Source organism: Synechocystis salina LEGE 00031, from assembly GCF_015207985.1.
GTDB classification, from domain to species: Bacteria; Cyanobacteriota; Cyanobacteriia; order Cyanobacteriales; family Microcystaceae; genus Synechocystis; species Synechocystis salina.
The window spans coordinates 53,771-70,027 of the sequence record NZ_JADEVV010000007.1 but is presented as its reverse complement, the minus strand read 5'-3'; the positions used below and the strand labels follow the sequence as shown (position 1 = coordinate 70,027).

Genomic DNA, 16,257 nt, shown 5'->3' with positions numbered 1-16,257 from the left:
ATTGTCAGTCATCTTTCTTATCCCGAACTCACGTTACTTACAATACGAATGACCGAACAAAGGTGCAAAACTAGTTAAATCAGAGACTATTCTTCGTAATATTCAGGCATTTTTTCCCGGCGGGTTTCCGGAATATTCACTCGGGGAGGACTGTAGGGGGCAGCGGCCTCATCGTCGTCCCAGACATCGCCAGCCACTTCATCTTCGTAGCCATAGTCCGGTTCTGAAGCGGAGGAACGAGGAACCGCCTCTCCCCAGTTGTCCACTTCATAGTCATCTTCGTATTCCGGCTCTGGATAGCGCAGGGGGGCCACTTCCCGACGGGGAGGAGGGGCAGGGCGACTATCTTGCCAATCGTCTTCGTTCCAACGTTCTTCCAATACGGGTTCCGGTTGACGGACTTGTACCGGTGGCCGCACAGGAATGCCACTGCCCAGTTGGTTTTCGGGACGGGTGGTGGGAGGATAATACAAATCTTCTTCCATGCGCTCCCAGGAGGGTCGGCCAATACCAAGCCGTTCTAGCAAACCTACACTGAGTTGATTTAATCTTTCCTCTGCTCCTTCAAAAACGATCAAACGGTTAGGACCACTACTTACCACTTCGTCAATGGAAAGCTCGTAGGTGCTGATTAGTTGTTCAGGGATTTGGGGCAGACCCAGGGAAGCGATGATAATGGAGGAAACTTTCCCCGTGGCGAGGTCAAACTGAAAATCCCTTACCCGACCCAGAGGTTCCCCCGTTTCGGTCACCACTTCGCTATTGACCAGGGGGGAATAGAGATCAACTTCCACCAGTTCAAAAACGTCATCGTTTTCCACCAAGACCACGTCCCCGGTTTGGACAATGCTGTTCAAATAGAGATATTGGGGCATGCCCGTCAGGGATAAAAAGTTGTCCCGCAGCCCCAGGGCGACAATTTCTCGCTGATCGACATCGACTAGCACTTCTTTGACTACCCCAAGTTTTTTGCCACTACTGCGGGTAATAACTTCGGTGTTAATAAATTCGTTTCTAAGACGGATGTTATCAATTGTCATTTTGGTTTGGCGATCGCCGTGGTCAGAGGGAAAAAACTGGAGCTGGAAGGTTTAGGGGTCGCTTAATCAGGTTACCGAAAGCATGGAAAACAGCAGAAGAAAAAGTCAACGGGATGTTGTTGCCAGTCAGTTTACTTTACTTCATGAAAACATTGTAGCGAATGGCTTGATTTTCTTGGGCAAAATTGCTAAGAGCCCGTGGGCCAAGTGATAATTTTCCCCTAATGATGGTGGAAAGCACCCCGTTCTGGAAAAAATGGTGCGGTTATTTCCTCCACATTGACTCCTAAACTCCCGAGCATATCAGCCAAGACCGGATCCGGCGCCAATCTTAAATAATCTAAGTTCACTTCCAGGGGCACATGGCGATTACCCAAATGATAGGCGGCCTTCAAGAGGGTAAGGCGATCGCCGCTGGTGACATGGAGGAGGGGTTCTGCCGCTGCCAGAATGGCCAGGGTTTCTCCGGTGGGGGAACCAAGGCAATCTCCTGGGTGCAAAAAACTGCCTCGAGGTAACTGGATAAATAGGGCAGGAAAACCTAGTTTGTCAAAACGATAACGGGTGCGACTCCGTTCCTCGGCGGTGAGGGGGATTTCCCAAGTGGTGGCGTCAGGGACTTTTTCTAGGCGACGATCAAAAATCACCATGGCGGCTTAAATCAGAATTTACAGGACTGAAGTGAAATTAACGGCAATTTATGGGCAAATTTACGCTTTTTTCCCGACTAGAGCCTAAAATTGACTAGTTGATCACCGATTTTAGCTAATCTAAACAACTAACCAAAGTTTGACCCCGGCATTAACGGCGGAGATTAATAATTGCCCTTTGAATTTGGGCTTTAAGGTTGGCGTTATTCCTGGCCGCTTCGGTGATGCGATTAAATTCCCCCGGTTTGAGGCCACTTTCTTCGGCAATTTGTTTGGAACGATTGCAGAAATTGACGGCGATCGCCTGGGCATTGCGGGGTAACTTACGGATGCTGTCCCGATTGGTGCAGGTAAGTTGGGGCGGAACCCGGCCAATGAGGGTTTGAATTTCCTCGAAGGCCTTTTTTCGTTCTACTTCGATCGCCAACACCGCCTTTGCATAGTGATTAATGCTATCGGGGGAAAATTCCTGGGAATAGGCTGACCAACGAAAGACGAGGGCAGTTGGTTGCCAACTCACCTCCGGCACCATTCCCCCGAACACACCGAGGAAAGCGAGAGTATTGGCAATAAAAAGTCGACTCAGAACACCGTTCAAGCCGCTTAAGGGACGTGAGCTAATAACCATGCGCCTAGTCGCTTTCGGGTGAATAGGATGACAAAATTCTAATGGTTTGCATTTCCTGTTTGAATTACTTTGCCGGGGATAAGTTCCGTGGGGGCTGGTACCCTGGGAGAGCGGGATCTTGCGGGGGCTCAAAGGAAAGCCAAATCCATGGAAGGAATTAATTTAGAAAAGACTGTTACAGAAGGCTTTCACCACATTAGCGTTTTGCCCACGGCCCTGGTGGAAGGATTGGCGCCAAAGCCCGGAGGTCATTACCTTGATGCCACCGTGGGAGCTGGGGGCCACAGTGAAAAGTTGCTCAAATTGGGCATTCCCCTCTCCCTGACTATGATCGACCGGGACACCCAGGCGATCGCCGCTGCCGTACAACGTTTGGAACCCCTAGTTACGGATCGAGAGGGCATAACAATTAACACTTGGCACGGAAACTTTGCTGATTTTCCTGGGCGACCAGACCAATTTGACGGCATCATTGCCGATTTAGGCGTAAGCTCTCCCCAACTTGACCAAGGCGATCGGGGCTTTAGTTTTCGCCACACTGCCCCCTTGGATATGCGCATGGATCAAAGCCAGGATCTGACCGCTGCTGAAATTATTAACCATTGGTCCGAAAAGGATTTAGCCCGCATTTTCTATGAATACGGCGAAGAACGGCTTTCCCGACGTATTGCTCGACAGATTGTCGAACAGCGCCCCTTTCAAACCACTACCGACTTAGCCGAGGCGATCGCCCGTTGGGTGCCGGGGAAATATCGCCATGGCCGTATCCATCCCGCCACCAGAACTTTCCAGGGTTTACGTATTGCCGTCAACGATGAATTGGGTTCCCTGGAAACATTCATTGCCCAGGCTCCCCATTGGCTCAAAACCGGCGGAAAGTTAGGCATAATTAGTTTCCACAGTTTGGAAGACCGCATTGTCAAACACCGTTTTCGGGAAGCGGAAAATCTGCGGGTGTTGACCAAAAAACCCATTATTCCTGGGGAAGAAGAACAAATGGAAAATCCCCGGGCTCGCTCCGCCAAATTACGCTGGGCAGAAAAAATCTAGGTAATCTGGAGAAAGTCGAACTAAAACCCTCCATCTTTTCCACGACCTGTTTGACTAACTACTAAACGATCAGGGTTTAAACACTGGCTAATAATCTTTATCGATTCATTTCTTCACAGCGTAGAAGGATCAATACCCAATTCCCGCAATTTAGCAAAGGCTCGATCCCGTTCTTGCTCCGCTTGATCCAGTGCTTGTTTAGCTCTATCCCTTTCCTCAAAAAGGGTTTCCGGATCTTTAAATGGCTCCCCATCGGGAAAAAAAAGTTTCAAACCATCGGCAAACATCTCAAAACGAACTCCCAAGATAGGGGAAGTCCAGGGAAAATTGAGGGGGGTAATGGTTTCAAATTCCGCATCTGCATGGGAACGCACCTGCCCCCAAAAGTCGTGGGACTCTGGATCGTAAAAGAAAAGTTCTAATACCCCGTAGCGCCGATAAAAAGTTTGTTTGTGGAGCATTTCCCTGGCACTGTTGCTCTCAGAAAGAATTTCAAACACCACTTGGGGGGCAACATTGTCCTCTTCCCATTGTTTGTAACTGCGTCGCTCGCCGTCAGGCCGCCCCAAAACTACCATGGCATCGGGAGCCTGGCAGGGAGAGGGGGGAGATGTCACTTTTTCTGGATACCAGAGTAAATCCCCGGCCACAAAGACTGTTTTTCCCTGAAATAAGTGTTTGAGATTGGTCACCAAACGGACAATCCAATGGTACTGCAGAGTATTATCAGCCATGGGTTTACCGTCGGATTCCGGATATAAATCGGGAAAGTCGAGGGGAACCAGGGGAAGTTGAACCATAGACTTCTGCCAGGTGGAATTTCACGAGCTTATCATTCAACCTACTTACTTAGAAGCGGTTTTGTTGACCTGTTGCATCAACACTTCATAGGCTTTGGCAAATTGCGGGTCTTCTAGGGTACCTACCTTTTCCCGGTTTTGCTGTAGCTCTTTGCGCTGGGCGTCGGTTAGTTCCACTTCCACATCGGGGTCAATGCCATGTTTATTAATGTCCCGGCCGTTGGGAGTCAAATATTTGGCGATCGTCACTGCCATACCCGAGCCATCCCCTAGTTCTCGCACCGATTGCACCAGCCCCTTACCGAAGGTTTTTGTGCCCACAATGACCGCCCGTTGATTGTCCTGTAGCGCTCCGGAGACGATTTCACTGGCACTGGCGGAACCACCATCCACTAACACCACCAAGGGACGGTTACTCAACTGCCGTTTATTCGCACTTTGTTGTTCCACTTCCCCTCGGCGATCGACAGTGGAGACAATACCTCCCTCATCCAGCCAAATGCGGGCGATGTCCACACTGGAGTAGAGTAAGCCCCCTGGATTGGAACGGAGGTCGAAAATGTAACCGATTACATTGTCTTTCTCCAACTTTTGCACCGCTTGACGCATTTCTTCTGAAGCTTGGGCGCTGAACTGATTTAAACGGATATAACCCACCTTGGCACCATTAATGTCTTCTACTTGGGCCCGTACTGGGTGAATTTCGATCAAAGTCCGGGTTAGGGGATATTCAATTGCCTGGCCTTCCCGTTCAATGGTGAGGACCACACTAGTGCCTGGTTTACCCCGGATCAATTTAACCGCGTCGTCCACTTCCATGCCATCAGTGGATTTACCATCAATTTTGGTAATTACATCTTTAGAGAGAATGCCAGCGTTGTAGGCAGGGGTATCTTCAATGGGCGCCACCACCACAATTTTCTTCGTATCCTGGTCTTGGGTAATCTGAATCCCTACCCCGGTTAATTCCCCGGAAGTATCGATGCGCATCGACTGGAATTCATCGGGGGACATGAAGCGAGTATAGGGATCGTTCAGCTTCTCCAGCATTTCCCGGATAGCTGTGTAGGCTTCTTCTTGGTTGTTGTATTCCCGCTTGAGATAATCTTGGCGAACAGCTACCCAATCCTCACCGTTGAAAGTACCATCTACATAGGTGCGGTTGACAATCTGCCAAACTTCGTCCACCAACTCCTTCGGGTTGTCCTGCAAGTAACCCTGGGAGCGGGCCAATCGCAACCCAATTCCAGTCACCGCTACCGTTGTGAGTAACAGAGCTGTAGTTCCCAAAATCAGACTGCGCTTTTGTTTAAACATGGGATATGCCGGACAGTTGGTGAAGATTGATTAAGAAAATAAACTCTGGGGAAGTCCTTAGAGTCCTTGATTCCTAGGTTATAACATTTCAGTGATGATGGTTATTGAACTCCCATGACGGATTTAGTTGTGTCTGACTCCCTGAAAAATCGCCGGGAACAACTGATGTGGCAGAGGCGTTGGAGACGTCTACGGTCCTGTTGGCAGTTTGTGTGTGTGTGTGGTTTGACCGGGGGCATGATCTGGGTAATGAGCTGGCCCGAATGGTCCATTCGCTCCGATCGCCAAGTGGAATTTGTGGGCAATAAACTAGTTGGACGGGAAACGTTATATAAAAATCTAGACCTTGCATACCCCCAGGCGATTTGGCAACTTTCCACCCAGGCCTTAGGAGATGAATTGACCAAAAATCCAGCCCTCCTCAGAGTAGAAGTGACAAGGCAGTTGTTTCCGGCCCAGGTAAATGTGGCGGTACAGGAACGACAACCCGTGGCGATCGCCGTGGCAGATCAAGGTCTGGGCTATTTAGACGAGGAGGGAAATTATATTCCGGCCAACCTCTACGGCCAGGCTATCAGAAAAACTTTGCCCCAAACCCCACAGTTTTTGGGCTATGGTCCCCAATACCGCAGTTTTTGGCAGACCCATCAAATCCAGATTAAAAAGTCCCCTGTCAATATTCGGATTATTAATGGCAACAACCCCAGTAACATCAGTTTGACGACGGATTTGGGGTTGGTTTTCCTCGGTTCCGACCTTTCTCGCTTCGAGCAACAGGTGCAGGTTTTAGAAAAAATGCAGAATTTACCCAGTCGGGTGCCCAAGGAGCGTTTACTATTTATTGATCTAACTAATCCAGACAGTCCCAGTATCCAACTTCGTCCCCAAGCCCCCAAGGAAAAAGCCGCCGTCAACAAGCCTTAACATTTCTACTCTCCACCTTAGTCATTCTCCCTAGGCATGGGAAAAAAGCTCAGATTCACATTGACAAATTTGCTCAATATGCCTAGTGTAGGGACGATAGACCGCTGGGATTTGTGCTTGGGCGAGGGGGTCTCTGTCGTCGTAAAAAGGCTTCAATACCCTGCTGCCTCGGAAGCTTTCTTCTCCCTGTGGTTGCTTTTGCGCCTTAAGAATTGCCCATTTTGATCCCCTAATACTTCCCCCCTGCAATGACGCTCAATAATGATTTACCTCTAAACAACATAGGTTTCACCGGTAGTGGTCTCGATGATGGGACGGAGGGGTTAGATGACTTATTTTCGTCCTCCATCGTTGAAAATGAACCGTTGGAGGCTGTGGTAGAAGCGCCCGCTTTTGCCAGCCCTAGTCCTAGCCTAAAAAGGGATCAGATTGTGCCTAGTAACATTGCCAAAATTAAAGTGATCGGAGTTGGGGGAGGCGGTTGCAATGCCGTCAACCGTATGATTGCCAGTGGGGTGACAGGCATTGACTTTTGGGCAATTAATACCGATTCCCAGGCCTTAACCAATACAACAGCCCCGGATCGAATTCAGATTGGCCAGAAACTCACCCGCGGTTTGGGGGCCGGTGGTAATCCGGCGATCGGGCAAAAAGCGGCGGAGGAATCCCGAGATGAAATTGCCCGTTCCCTTGAAGGCACGGATTTAGTCTTTATCACCGCTGGCATGGGCGGCGGCACTGGTACTGGGGCGGCCCCCATTGTGGCGGAAGTCGCTAAGGAAATGGGCTGTTTGACGGTGGGCATTGTCACCCGTCCTTTTACTTTTGAAGGCCGACGGCGGGCGAAACAGGCGGAGGAAGGTATTAGTGCTCTCCAGTCCCGGGTTGATACCCTGATTGTGATTCCCAATAACCAACTGCTGTCAGTTATCCCTGCCGAAACTCCTCTCCAGGAAGCTTTCCGCGTGGCTGACGACATTCTCCGCCAGGGGGTACAGGGCATTTCAGACATCATCATCATCCCAGGTTTGGTGAATGTGGACTTTGCTGACGTGCGGGCTGTGATGGCCGATGCGGGCTCAGCGTTAATGGGCATTGGGGTGGGCTCTGGTAAATCCAGGGCTAAGGAAGCGGCCACTGCCGCCATCTCTTCTCCTCTGTTGGAATCTTCCATCCAGGGAGCCAAAGGGGTGGTATTTAATGTCACCGGTGGGACGGATTTGACCCTCCACGAAGTCAATGTTGCCGCAGAGATTATCTATGAAGTGGTGGATGCCGATGCCAATATTATCTTTGGGGCGGTGATTGACGATCGCCTGCAAGGAGAAATGAGAATTACCGTCATTGCCACGGGCTTCAACGGTGAAAAGGAAAAACCCCAGGCAAAAACCGTCAGTAAAAGCACTATCAGTGGCCCACCGGCCGGAGTAGAGAAGGTGGAATCAACAACTGCTCCGGAAGATCCCCTAGGGGAAATCCCCATGGCCCCCGAGTTAGATATTCCTGATTTTCTCCAGAAGCGACGTTTTCCCCGCCGTTAGGTTCCCCGAAATTGCTGGTTGGAGCCACCTAATTTGACCAAGGAAGTTTCCTGGGCTACACTGTTAACCTCGAATTGTTGTTTCAAGCTAAAGAGGTTGATTGATTTGCGCTTTTTGTTTGCTAGCCTACTAATTCCCTTGGTATTGCCCTTGCCAGTGCTGGCCCAATCCGCCACTTTCTATGGCAATCAATTTGTAGGGCGGAAGATGGCCAACGGCCAGGTCTACAACCACGGTCGCATGGTGGCGGCCCATCCCAGTCTGCCCCTAGGCACCAGAGTTAGGGTGACCAATCGTCGCACGGGAAAATCGGTCGTAGTGACGGTGAGTGACCGTTGCAATTGCTCCATCGACCTCAGTCGTGCGGCATTTCAACAAATTGCTAATCCCCGCAAAGGCCGGGTTCCCGTGAGCATTACCCGTCTCTAGGTGCTGGGTAAACTGCGCAAATAGGGACTAAGGTGGGAGCGTTCCGCAATACAGTGGAATAGCGGTCCCCGGGAGGATAATTCCACCACGCTCAGTCCGGTGACGGGCATGGCAAAACGGTCTCGGTAACGACCCACATCGATGCCCAATAGACAGCAGAGTAGGATGCGGATGGTAGCTTTGTGGGAAACCAATAACACATTGCCATCCTCGAAGCGGTCCTCAATTTCCTCTAGCACCCTAGTGCTCCTGCGGGCAATGTCAATGCCCCTTTCCCCTCCCGGCGGGGAGTTCCAGGCGGGATCGGTGAGCCATTGCATATAAAGGTCGTGGTCCCGTTGATAGACCTCGTCCGGGTGGAGTCCTTCCCATTCCCCATAGGCCACTTCCCTTAGGCCAGGGCGGATTTGCATTTCAATGCCCAGGCGATCGCACAGGGGTTTGGCTGTTTGTCGGGCCCGCTGCAACGGACTGACATAGACTGCCTGCCAAGGGTGTTGGGCGTAGGCCTCGGCAAATTCCTTGGCCATTAAAACTCCTTCTGGGGTCAAGCCGGGGTCATTTTCCGGGGTACCGCAATAGCCTCCGGTGGCGCTGTAGGCGGTTTGTGCGTGGCGCAGAAAATAAAGTTTGAGGGCCATGGGCGAGTTGAAAAGCAGCAACATTACAGAGGAGGGGGCTTAGACCTGTCCCCCTTCATTGTACGTAAATACTCTGTTTTTTCGCGTCCACAAGTTGATTGGTAGCCAAAATCACCTTTGTTCCCTAGCCAAAAAGTTATAAAAAATCTTTGCGAAGCCATACTTAAACTGCCCATTTTTGCGGAACTATGAGCAAGGAATTTCGAGAGCTGTTGAGAAAAGTGGGTAGTGGTCCCCATACCAGCAAAAATTTGAGTCGAGGGGAGGCTTGTCGAGCTCTGGAGCTGATGCTAAGTCAGGAAGCGACTCCGGCCCAGATCGGCGCTTTTTTGATTGCCCATCGCATTAAACGCCCCACCGGCACTGAATTGGCAGGGATGTTGGATGCCTTTGAGCAATGGGGACCAAAAATTCCAGCCCTTAGCTCCGGGCAAACGGTAGTTGTGCTCAGTCAACCCTACGATGGTCGAGATCGTACCTGCCCCTTGGGACCCCTCACAGCCCTAGTGTTGGCAACGGCGGGTTGTCCCGTCATTCAACATGGCGGTGATCGAATGCCCACCAAGGAGGGAATTCCCCTGGTGGAGTTATGGCAAGGCCTTGGAATAGATTGGCGATCGCCATCCTTGGCGGCCATGCAGGATATTTTGGAAAAAACTAATATGGGCTTTGTTTATCTGCCCAAATATTTTCCCGAGGCCCAGAAGTTAGTCATTTACCGGGAAGAAATTGGCAAACGCCCTCCCCTGGCAACCCTGGAGTTAATTTGGGTTCCCTATGCTGGGAAACACCATGTGGTGGCGGGATTTGTCCATCCCCCAACGGAAAATATGATTGCCGAGGCTCTCAGCCAGCGGGGCGTCCCTGCGTTCACCACGGTTAAGGGGTTGGAAGGGAGTTGTGATTTGCCCCAGGAGCGCACTGCCATCATTGGTCTGTACGACTTAACCAAAGCTGAAGATTCCCTCGCCCGTTTGCGGCTCCACGCCGCCGATTTTGGTCTAGGGGGAAAAAATCCAGTCTGGACTGATTTGGCCGATTATCTTGACTTGGCCCAGGCTACTTTGAGCGGGGAACAAACCCCCCTGCGGCCAGCTTTAATTTGGAACAGTGCTTTTTACCTCTGGCAACATACAGATGCCCCCAATCTGGAAACGGCGATCGCCACAGCAGAAAAGCTCATTGATGACGGCCTAGTCAAACAACAATGGCATCGACTGCAGTTATATGCAAAATAAGCTAGCAAAAATGCATTAACCGCATGAAATTTAATTATTAGTTACAAACTATACAAATATTTACAAGGAAAAAATCCAGTCTAGGAATGTGATCGTCAGCAGTTGCCCTTTCTGGCTTTAGTTATTGCCTAAACTATGAGTAATTTTTCCCGAAGCACCCGTCGTAAGTTCATGTTCACCGCTGGGGCCGCCGCCATTGGAGGAGTGGTTCTCCATGGTTGTACTTCCCCCACCACCACATCCACAGGGACTGGGTCCGGGTCCGGCACGGATCAAGCCATTAGTCCTTTGGTTGAAGGGGAAAATGCCCCGGAAGTAACCACCGCCAAATTGGGCTTTATTGCCCTAACCGATGCGGCTCCTTTGATTATTGCCAAGGAAAAGGGCTTTTACGCCAAATATGGCATGCCTGACGTGGAAGTGCTGAAGCAAGCGTCCTGGGGCACCACCAGGGATAACCTCGTATTGGGTTCCGCCAGTGGGGGTATTGATGGGGCCCATATCCTCACCCCCATGCCCTACCTAATTACCATGGGCACTGTGACCGACGGGAAACCAACCCCGATGTACATTTTGGCCCGCTTAAATGTCAATGGCCAAGGTATTCAGTTGGGCAATAATTACAAAGACTTGAAAGTAGGTACTGATGCTTCTCCCCTAAAGGAAGCCTTTGCTAAAGTAACAGATCCCAAGGTAGCCATGACCTTTCCTGGCGGCACCCACGACATGTGGATTCGCTATTGGTTAGCCGCTGGAGGCATTGAGCCCGGTAAGGAAGTTTCCACCATTGTGGTTCCACCAGCCCAGATGGTAGCTAACGTTAAGGTCAATGCGATGGAAGCGTTTTGCGTTGGGGAACCTTGGCCGTTGCAAACGGTGAACCAAGGGGTGGGCTATCAAGCATTAACCACCGGTCAACTGTGGAAAAACCATCCAGAGAAAGCGTTTGGCATGCGGGCCGATTGGGTGGATCAAAATCCCAAAGCCGCCAAAGCCTTATTAATGGCGGTGATGGAAGCTCAACAATGGTGTGACCAGGCGGAAAATAAAGAAGAAATGTGTCAGATTTTGTCAAAACGGGAATGGTTTAAGGTGCCCTTTGATGACATCATTGACCGCTCTAAAGGAGTGTACAACTTTGGGGACGGGGAGACGGTTTTCGATGACCCTGATTTAATGCAGAAATATTGGAATGACAATGCTTCCTATCCCTATAAAAGCCATGACCAATGGTTTTTAACGGAAAACATTCGTTGGGGCTATTTGCCGGCCAGTACGGATACGAAAGCCATTGTGGATAAAGTCAATCGCGAAGATCTATGGCGAGAAGCGGCCCAGGCCATCGGGGTGCCAGCGGATCAAATTCCCACCAGTCCTTCCCGGGGGGTGGAAACTTTCTTTGACGGCATAACCTTCGATCCGGAAAATCCCCAGGCCTATCTGGACAGTTTGAAAATTAAGACCATCAAAAGTTAGTGCTTAGCTGTGGCGCTCTAGGCTAGCCCCCTGGGCTAATCTTTCCCTTGCTCTGATTACTCCAGTTCATTTCATCATTATCAGGTAAAAATTATGGCTAGTTCCACCGCTGGGCTCCGTCCCCGCCGTAAAAAAAATCCCCTCAGTTTCATCTACGCCCCTAAAGTTATCCGTCCCGCCGTGGCGATCGCCGTTTTGTTGGTGGTTTGGCAAATTCTTTGCTCCGGGGAAGGCTCTAACTTACCTAGTCCCGTGCAGGTACTGGAACAGACCTATCCCTTGATTCTCAATCCCTTTTTTGATAATGGCGGCACCGATAAAGGTTTGGGTATCCAAATTTTTGCCAGTCTAACCAGGGTGGCCGTGGGCTTTAGTGCGGCGGCGGTGGTGGGCATTGCCCTGGGCATTTTAATTGGCAGTAGCAAATTTATGTACGATGCCCTAGACCCAATTTTTCAGGTCTTAAGGACTATTCCCCCCTTGGCTTGGTTGCCCATTGCCTTGGCGGCTTTGCAGGAGGCGGAACCTTCAGCCATTTTCGTCATTTTTATTACGGCAATTTGGCCCATTGTCATCAACACCACGGTGGGGGCCCAGCAAGTGCCCCAGGATTACCGCAATGTTTCCCGGGTTCTAAAGCTTTCTAAAAGCCAATATTTTTTCAATATTCTATTTCCGGCGGCAGTGCCCTATATCTTCACTGGCCTACGCATTGGCATCGGTCTTTCCTGGCTGGCGATCGTCGCTGCAGAAATGCTGATTGGTGGTGTGGGTATTGGCTTTTTTATCTGGGATGCCTATAACAGTTCCCTGATCAGTGAAATCATTATTGCCTTAATTTATGTGGGCATTGTCGGTTTATTGCTAGATCGTTTTATCGCTTTTCTGGAAAGTTTGGTGGTACCGGCGGAGCAAAAATAACCAACATCCATAGGCCGGCCATTTTCCCTAGGTATTACTTCTCCATTTTTGATTTGTCACCCCCGGACTAACTATGATGCCCTTTATTGAAATTGATCATGTTGATCGTATTTTTCTCCTCCCCGACGGGGGACGTTACATTGCCCTCAAAAACATTGAGCTGAAAATTAATCAGGGGGAATTTATTTCCTTGATTGGTCACTCTGGTTGCGGCAAATCTACCCTTTTGAACATGATCTCTGGGCTAGATAAGCCTACGTTTGGCGGGGTCATCATGGAGGGGAAAGAAATCACTGAGCCTGGTCCTGAACGGATGGTGGTTTTTCAAAATTATTCCCTGTTGCCCTGGTTGACGGTGCGGCAAAATATCGCCCTGGCCGTGAATCGAGTGCTGCGGAATTTGCCCAAGCCAGAACAAGAAAAAATTATTGACGACAACATTGCCCTAGTGGGGTTGCAACGGGCGGCCCATAAACGGCCAGGGGAACTGTCCGGGGGCATGAAACAGCGGGTGGCGATCGCCAGGGCCTTGGCTACTCGACCAAAAGTCCTACTGCTGGATGAACCCTTTGGGGCCTTGGATGCCTTGACCCGGGGAAATTTGCAAGAGCGGCTCATGGAAATTGTCCAGGAAAGCGGCGTGACCTGCATTATGGTGACCCATGACGTGGATGAAGCCCTGTTATTGTCAGACCGGGTGGTGATGTTAACCACGGGGCCCGAAGCTCACATTGGCCAAGTTTTAGAGGTGCCCATTCCCCGGCCCCGTCACCGCTTGGAAGTGGTCAACCATCCCAGTTACTACGCCCTGCGGGGGGAAATCGTCTATTTCCTCAATCAACAAAAACGGGCCAAAAAGGTTGGGGCCGTCAGTCAGTTTGCCGGAGCCATGAGTGGCAATGGTTTGGAAAAAATCAACCTCAATTTGGGTTTCATTGCTCTGAGCGATTGTGCACCGTTGGTAATTGCCAAAGAAAAAGGTTTCTTCCAAAAGCATGGATTAGATCAGGTTAACCTGGTGAAGGAACCTAGTTGGCAGGCGATCGCCGACGGTATTCGGGAAAGACGCCTAGATGGTGCCCCCATGGTGGCCGGTATGCCCCTGGCCCTCACCCTAGGTATGGGGGGAAAAACCCCTCTACCAATGATCACCGCCCTAGTGATGGGGCGCAACGGTAATGCCATTACCCTAGGGAAAAAGTTTGCCGAAGCGGGGGTTAAAAACCTAGAAGATTTAAAGACTAAACTGACAGAAACTCCCGATCAAGTATCCACCTTGGGTATGGTTCATCCGGCTTCCATGCAGAATCTTTTACTGCGCTATTGGTTAGCTTCCGGGGGGATAGATCCTGACCAGGATGTTAATTTAATCCGCCTACCGCCTCCCCAAATGGTAGCCAATTTAAAAGCAGGAAACATTGATGGTTTTGCTGTGGGGGAACCGTGGAACTCCTACGCAGTTAAGGAAGATTTAGGTTATGTCATTGCCACCGATTTGGACATTTGGGATGGCCATCCTGAGAAAGTTTTGGGGGTGCGGGAAGAATGGGTCAATAAATATCCTGCAACCCATTTGGCCCTAGTTAAAGCCCTGCTGGAAGCCTGTGAATATTGCGACGATCGCCGTCATCGTCGGGAAATAGTCGATTATCTGGCCCAGCCCCAATACCTGGGGGTAGCAGCGGAATATATCAGCCCCGGCTTCATTGACGCCTATGACAAAGGTAACGAGACTGAGCCGGAAATGTTGCTGCAATTTAACCAATTCTACGTTCAACAATCCAACTATCCTTCCCGTAGTGAAGGGCTCTGGATTCTGACCCAATTAGCCCGCTGGGGATACATTGATTTTCCGAAAAATTGGCTAGAAATTATCGAGCGGGTGCGGCGTCCCGATTTGTTTGGAGAAGCTTGCCGCCAATTGGGCTGGCCCGATTTGGAAGGAGACCACCATAACGTTAATTTGTTTGATGGCATGGTTTTCACCCCCAATGATCCCGTTGGTTACATCAAACGCTTTACCATCCACCGGGATATTCGAGTGGCAGAAATAATGATCGATCCAGTGGACTCCCCTAGTAAATAGTTCGTTGCTTAATTATTTTCAGTGATTTTTGTTTTAACGATTTACTGATCTTTAACTATCCACTATTGACCCTATGACTATGCAAACAATGAATGTCAATGATCCTACCCTAACTCAAGAGAAAACGGCTTTTTTAGCCATTGAAAATGTTAGTAAAGTCTATCCCACTGCCCAGGGATCCTATACGGTATTAGATGGGGTTAATTTAGAGGTCAAACAGGGAGAATTTATTTGTGTAATTGGCCATTCAGGCTGTGGTAAATCTACCCTTTTGAATATGGTTTCTGGGTTTAATCAACCCACGGGCGGCACTGTTAAGCTGAAAAATCAGTTAATTACTGCCCCTGGTCCAGACCGGATGATGGTTTTCCAAAATTATTGTTTACTACCTTGGAAATCTGCCTATGATAATGTTTCCCTAGCGGTGGAATCGGTTTATCCAGACAAATCCAAAACAGAAAAAGAAGAATTGGTTGGCCACTACCTTGAAATGGTGGGTTTGACAGAAGCCGCCCAAAAGAAGCCTGGTCAAATTTCCGGGGGGATGAAGCAACGGGTGGCGATCGCCAGAGCTTTAGCTATTTCTCCAGAGGTTTTGATTTTAGATGAACCCTTTGGGGCGTTGGATGCTATCACCAAAGAAGAACTACAGGAAGAATTATTAAAAATTTGGCGAGAAAATAATCTAACTGTGTTGATGATTACCCACGACATTGACGAAGCCTTATTTCTAGCCGATCGTCTAGTGATGATGACCAATGGTCCCGCCGCTAAAATTGGTGAAATCCTGGATATTCCCTTTGACCGGCCCCGTAACCGCAGTCAGATTACCGATGATCCCAAATATTATCAACTGCGGAATTATGCCCTGGATTTTCTTTACCATCGCTATGCCCATGATGATGACGATGACCTCAAAGAAGATAAACCCAATGCCGGTTTGTTGTTCAAAAAGGTTATGGCTGGAGCCCTAGGACTGGCGGCGATCGCCTTGGTGGGCATTGGCTTAGTACAAACCTTTGGTCCCAGAGGAAATGGTGGACCTACTCCCGCAGTGGAATCTTCCGAAAACTAATTAACCCGCCTAAATTATCTCAAGTTTTACCTAGTTTACCTAGTGCTTATTGCTCCTCTGCTTAGGCCCAAGGTTCACAATTAGCATCTAAGACAATGGCAACCATCAACGACTCTAATAACTCCCTCACCCCGGCCGTGCATACTTCTAAAGACGGCAATGATCAACTTTGTTACTATCGCAATAGTGGCAATAAGTTACAACAAATAATTATTGATGGCACCTGGAAAAAAGAAAAACTAATTTTTCCTGGAGAACAATTATTGTTTTGGGCCCAGCCCCAGGATCAATTAACTGTTAAGATTTTCCAATCTGATCAAGTGCTGGTTGATTCCATTACCTGCGACCGTCTTTTGGTGCACTGATGCAGAGCTGTTAAGCTTGACTAACTTGGATGCCTTTGGCCAACTTTTAATCTATCCTCTTGGCCTTCCCACTCAA

Annotated in this window: 15 protein-coding genes and 1 pseudogene; 10 read left to right on the top strand and 6 right to left on the bottom strand. The window is 49.6% G+C overall.

Annotated features, from left to right (window positions below; all coding sequences use genetic code 11):
- Positions 1–86: 86 nt before the first annotated feature.
- The 3 genes from IQ217_RS03845 to IQ217_RS03835 all read right to left on the bottom strand — a co-directional run bounded on the left by IQ217_RS03845 (position 87) and on the right by IQ217_RS03835 (position 2,318).
- On the bottom strand, positions 87–1,040 hold the full coding sequence (locus IQ217_RS03845; protein ID WP_190596196.1) for a PRC-barrel domain-containing protein: 954 nt from the start codon (positions 1,038–1,040) through the stop codon (positions 87–89).
- A 221-nt stretch (positions 1,041–1,261) separates the two neighbouring features.
- Entirely contained in the window at positions 1,262–1,690 is a 429-nt protein-coding gene (locus tag IQ217_RS03840) for an urease accessory protein UreE (protein ID WP_194018968.1), read from the bottom strand.
- Between the two features lie 151 nt (positions 1,691–1,841).
- Complete coding sequence (locus tag IQ217_RS03835) at positions 1,842–2,318, bottom strand: DUF4168 domain-containing protein (RefSeq protein ID WP_190596193.1); 477 nt, start codon at positions 2,316–2,318, stop codon at positions 1,842–1,844.
- Between the two features lie 147 nt (positions 2,319–2,465).
- Here IQ217_RS03835 and rsmH point away from each other — a divergent pair, with 147 nt between their 5' ends.
- Positions 2,466–3,368 carry a 16S rRNA (cytosine(1402)-N(4))-methyltransferase RsmH gene (gene rsmH, locus IQ217_RS03830; RefSeq protein WP_194018967.1) on the top strand — a complete coding sequence of 301 codons (903 nt, stop codon included), beginning with the start codon at positions 2,466–2,468 and terminating at the stop codon, positions 3,366–3,368.
- A gap of 113 nt (positions 3,369–3,481) precedes the next feature.
- On the opposite strand, the gene IQ217_RS03825 is transcribed toward rsmH, so the two are convergent.
- Both IQ217_RS03825 and ctpC read right to left on the bottom strand, forming a co-directional pair.
- A complete protein-coding gene (locus IQ217_RS03825) occupies positions 3,482–4,168 on the bottom strand; it encodes a Uma2 family endonuclease (protein WP_194018966.1) in 687 nt (228 codons plus the stop codon).
- A gap of 45 nt (positions 4,169–4,213) precedes the next feature.
- A complete protein-coding gene (ctpC, locus tag IQ217_RS03820; protein ID WP_194018965.1) occupies positions 4,214–5,485 on the bottom strand; it encodes a carboxyl-terminal processing protease CtpC in 1,272 nt (423 codons plus the stop codon).
- 114 nt (positions 5,486–5,599) lie between these two features.
- Between ctpC and IQ217_RS03815 the strand changes: the two genes are divergently transcribed.
- From IQ217_RS03815 to IQ217_RS03805, 3 genes are all read left to right on the top strand, one after another.
- Positions 5,600–6,409 (top strand): cell division protein FtsQ/DivIB, encoded by an 810-nt coding sequence (locus IQ217_RS03815; protein ID WP_194018964.1) that lies wholly within the window; start codon positions 5,600–5,602, stop codon positions 6,407–6,409.
- A 248-nt stretch (positions 6,410–6,657) separates the two neighbouring features.
- Complete coding sequence (gene ftsZ / locus IQ217_RS03810; RefSeq protein WP_194018963.1) at positions 6,658–7,950, top strand: cell division protein FtsZ; 1,293 nt, start codon at positions 6,658–6,660, stop codon at positions 7,948–7,950.
- Positions 7,951–8,106: 156 nt separating this feature from the next.
- The gene (locus IQ217_RS03805; RefSeq protein WP_190596205.1) at positions 8,107–8,379 is read left to right on the top strand and encodes a septal ring lytic transglycosylase RlpA family protein; all 273 of its coding nucleotides are present in this window, start codon (positions 8,107–8,109) and stop codon (positions 8,377–8,379) included.
- On the opposite strand, the gene IQ217_RS03800 is transcribed toward IQ217_RS03805, so the two are convergent.
- The gene (locus tag IQ217_RS03800) at positions 8,376–9,020 is read right to left on the bottom strand and encodes a histidine phosphatase family protein (protein WP_190596181.1); all 645 of its coding nucleotides are present in this window, start codon (positions 9,018–9,020) and stop codon (positions 8,376–8,378) included. The genes IQ217_RS03805 and IQ217_RS03800 overlap by 4 nt on opposite strands.
- A gap of 188 nt (positions 9,021–9,208) precedes the next feature.
- Between IQ217_RS03800 and IQ217_RS03795 the strand changes: the two genes are divergently transcribed.
- The 6 genes and pseudogenes from IQ217_RS03795 (at position 9,209) to IQ217_RS03770 (ending at position 16,181) form a co-directional block, all read left to right on the top strand.
- On the top strand, positions 9,209–10,258 hold the full coding sequence (locus tag IQ217_RS03795) for an anthranilate phosphoribosyltransferase family protein (protein ID WP_194018962.1): 1,050 nt from the start codon (positions 9,209–9,211) through the stop codon (positions 10,256–10,258).
- Between the two features lie 135 nt (positions 10,259–10,393).
- Entirely contained in the window at positions 10,394–11,734 is a 1,341-nt protein-coding gene (locus IQ217_RS03790; protein ID WP_190596177.1) for a CmpA/NrtA family ABC transporter substrate-binding protein, read from the top strand.
- 93 nt (positions 11,735–11,827) lie between these two features.
- Positions 11,828–12,655, top strand: coding sequence for a nitrate ABC transporter permease (gene ntrB, locus IQ217_RS03785; RefSeq protein ID WP_190596175.1), 828 nt, complete (start codon positions 11,828–11,830; stop codon positions 12,653–12,655).
- Positions 12,656–12,728: 73 nt separating this feature from the next.
- Positions 12,729–14,741 (top strand): nitrate ABC transporter ATP-binding protein, encoded by a 2,013-nt coding sequence (locus IQ217_RS03780; RefSeq protein WP_194018961.1) that lies wholly within the window; start codon positions 12,729–12,731, stop codon positions 14,739–14,741.
- Positions 14,742–14,820: 79 nt separating this feature from the next.
- Positions 14,821–15,648: pseudogene (locus IQ217_RS03775) on the top strand (nitrate ABC transporter ATP-binding protein); the annotation flags it as partial.
- A 263-nt stretch (positions 15,649–15,911) separates the two neighbouring features.
- Entirely contained in the window at positions 15,912–16,181 is a 270-nt protein-coding gene (locus tag IQ217_RS03770) for a DUF1830 domain-containing protein (RefSeq protein ID WP_190596171.1), read from the top strand.
- Positions 16,182–16,257: the final 76 nt, after the last annotated feature.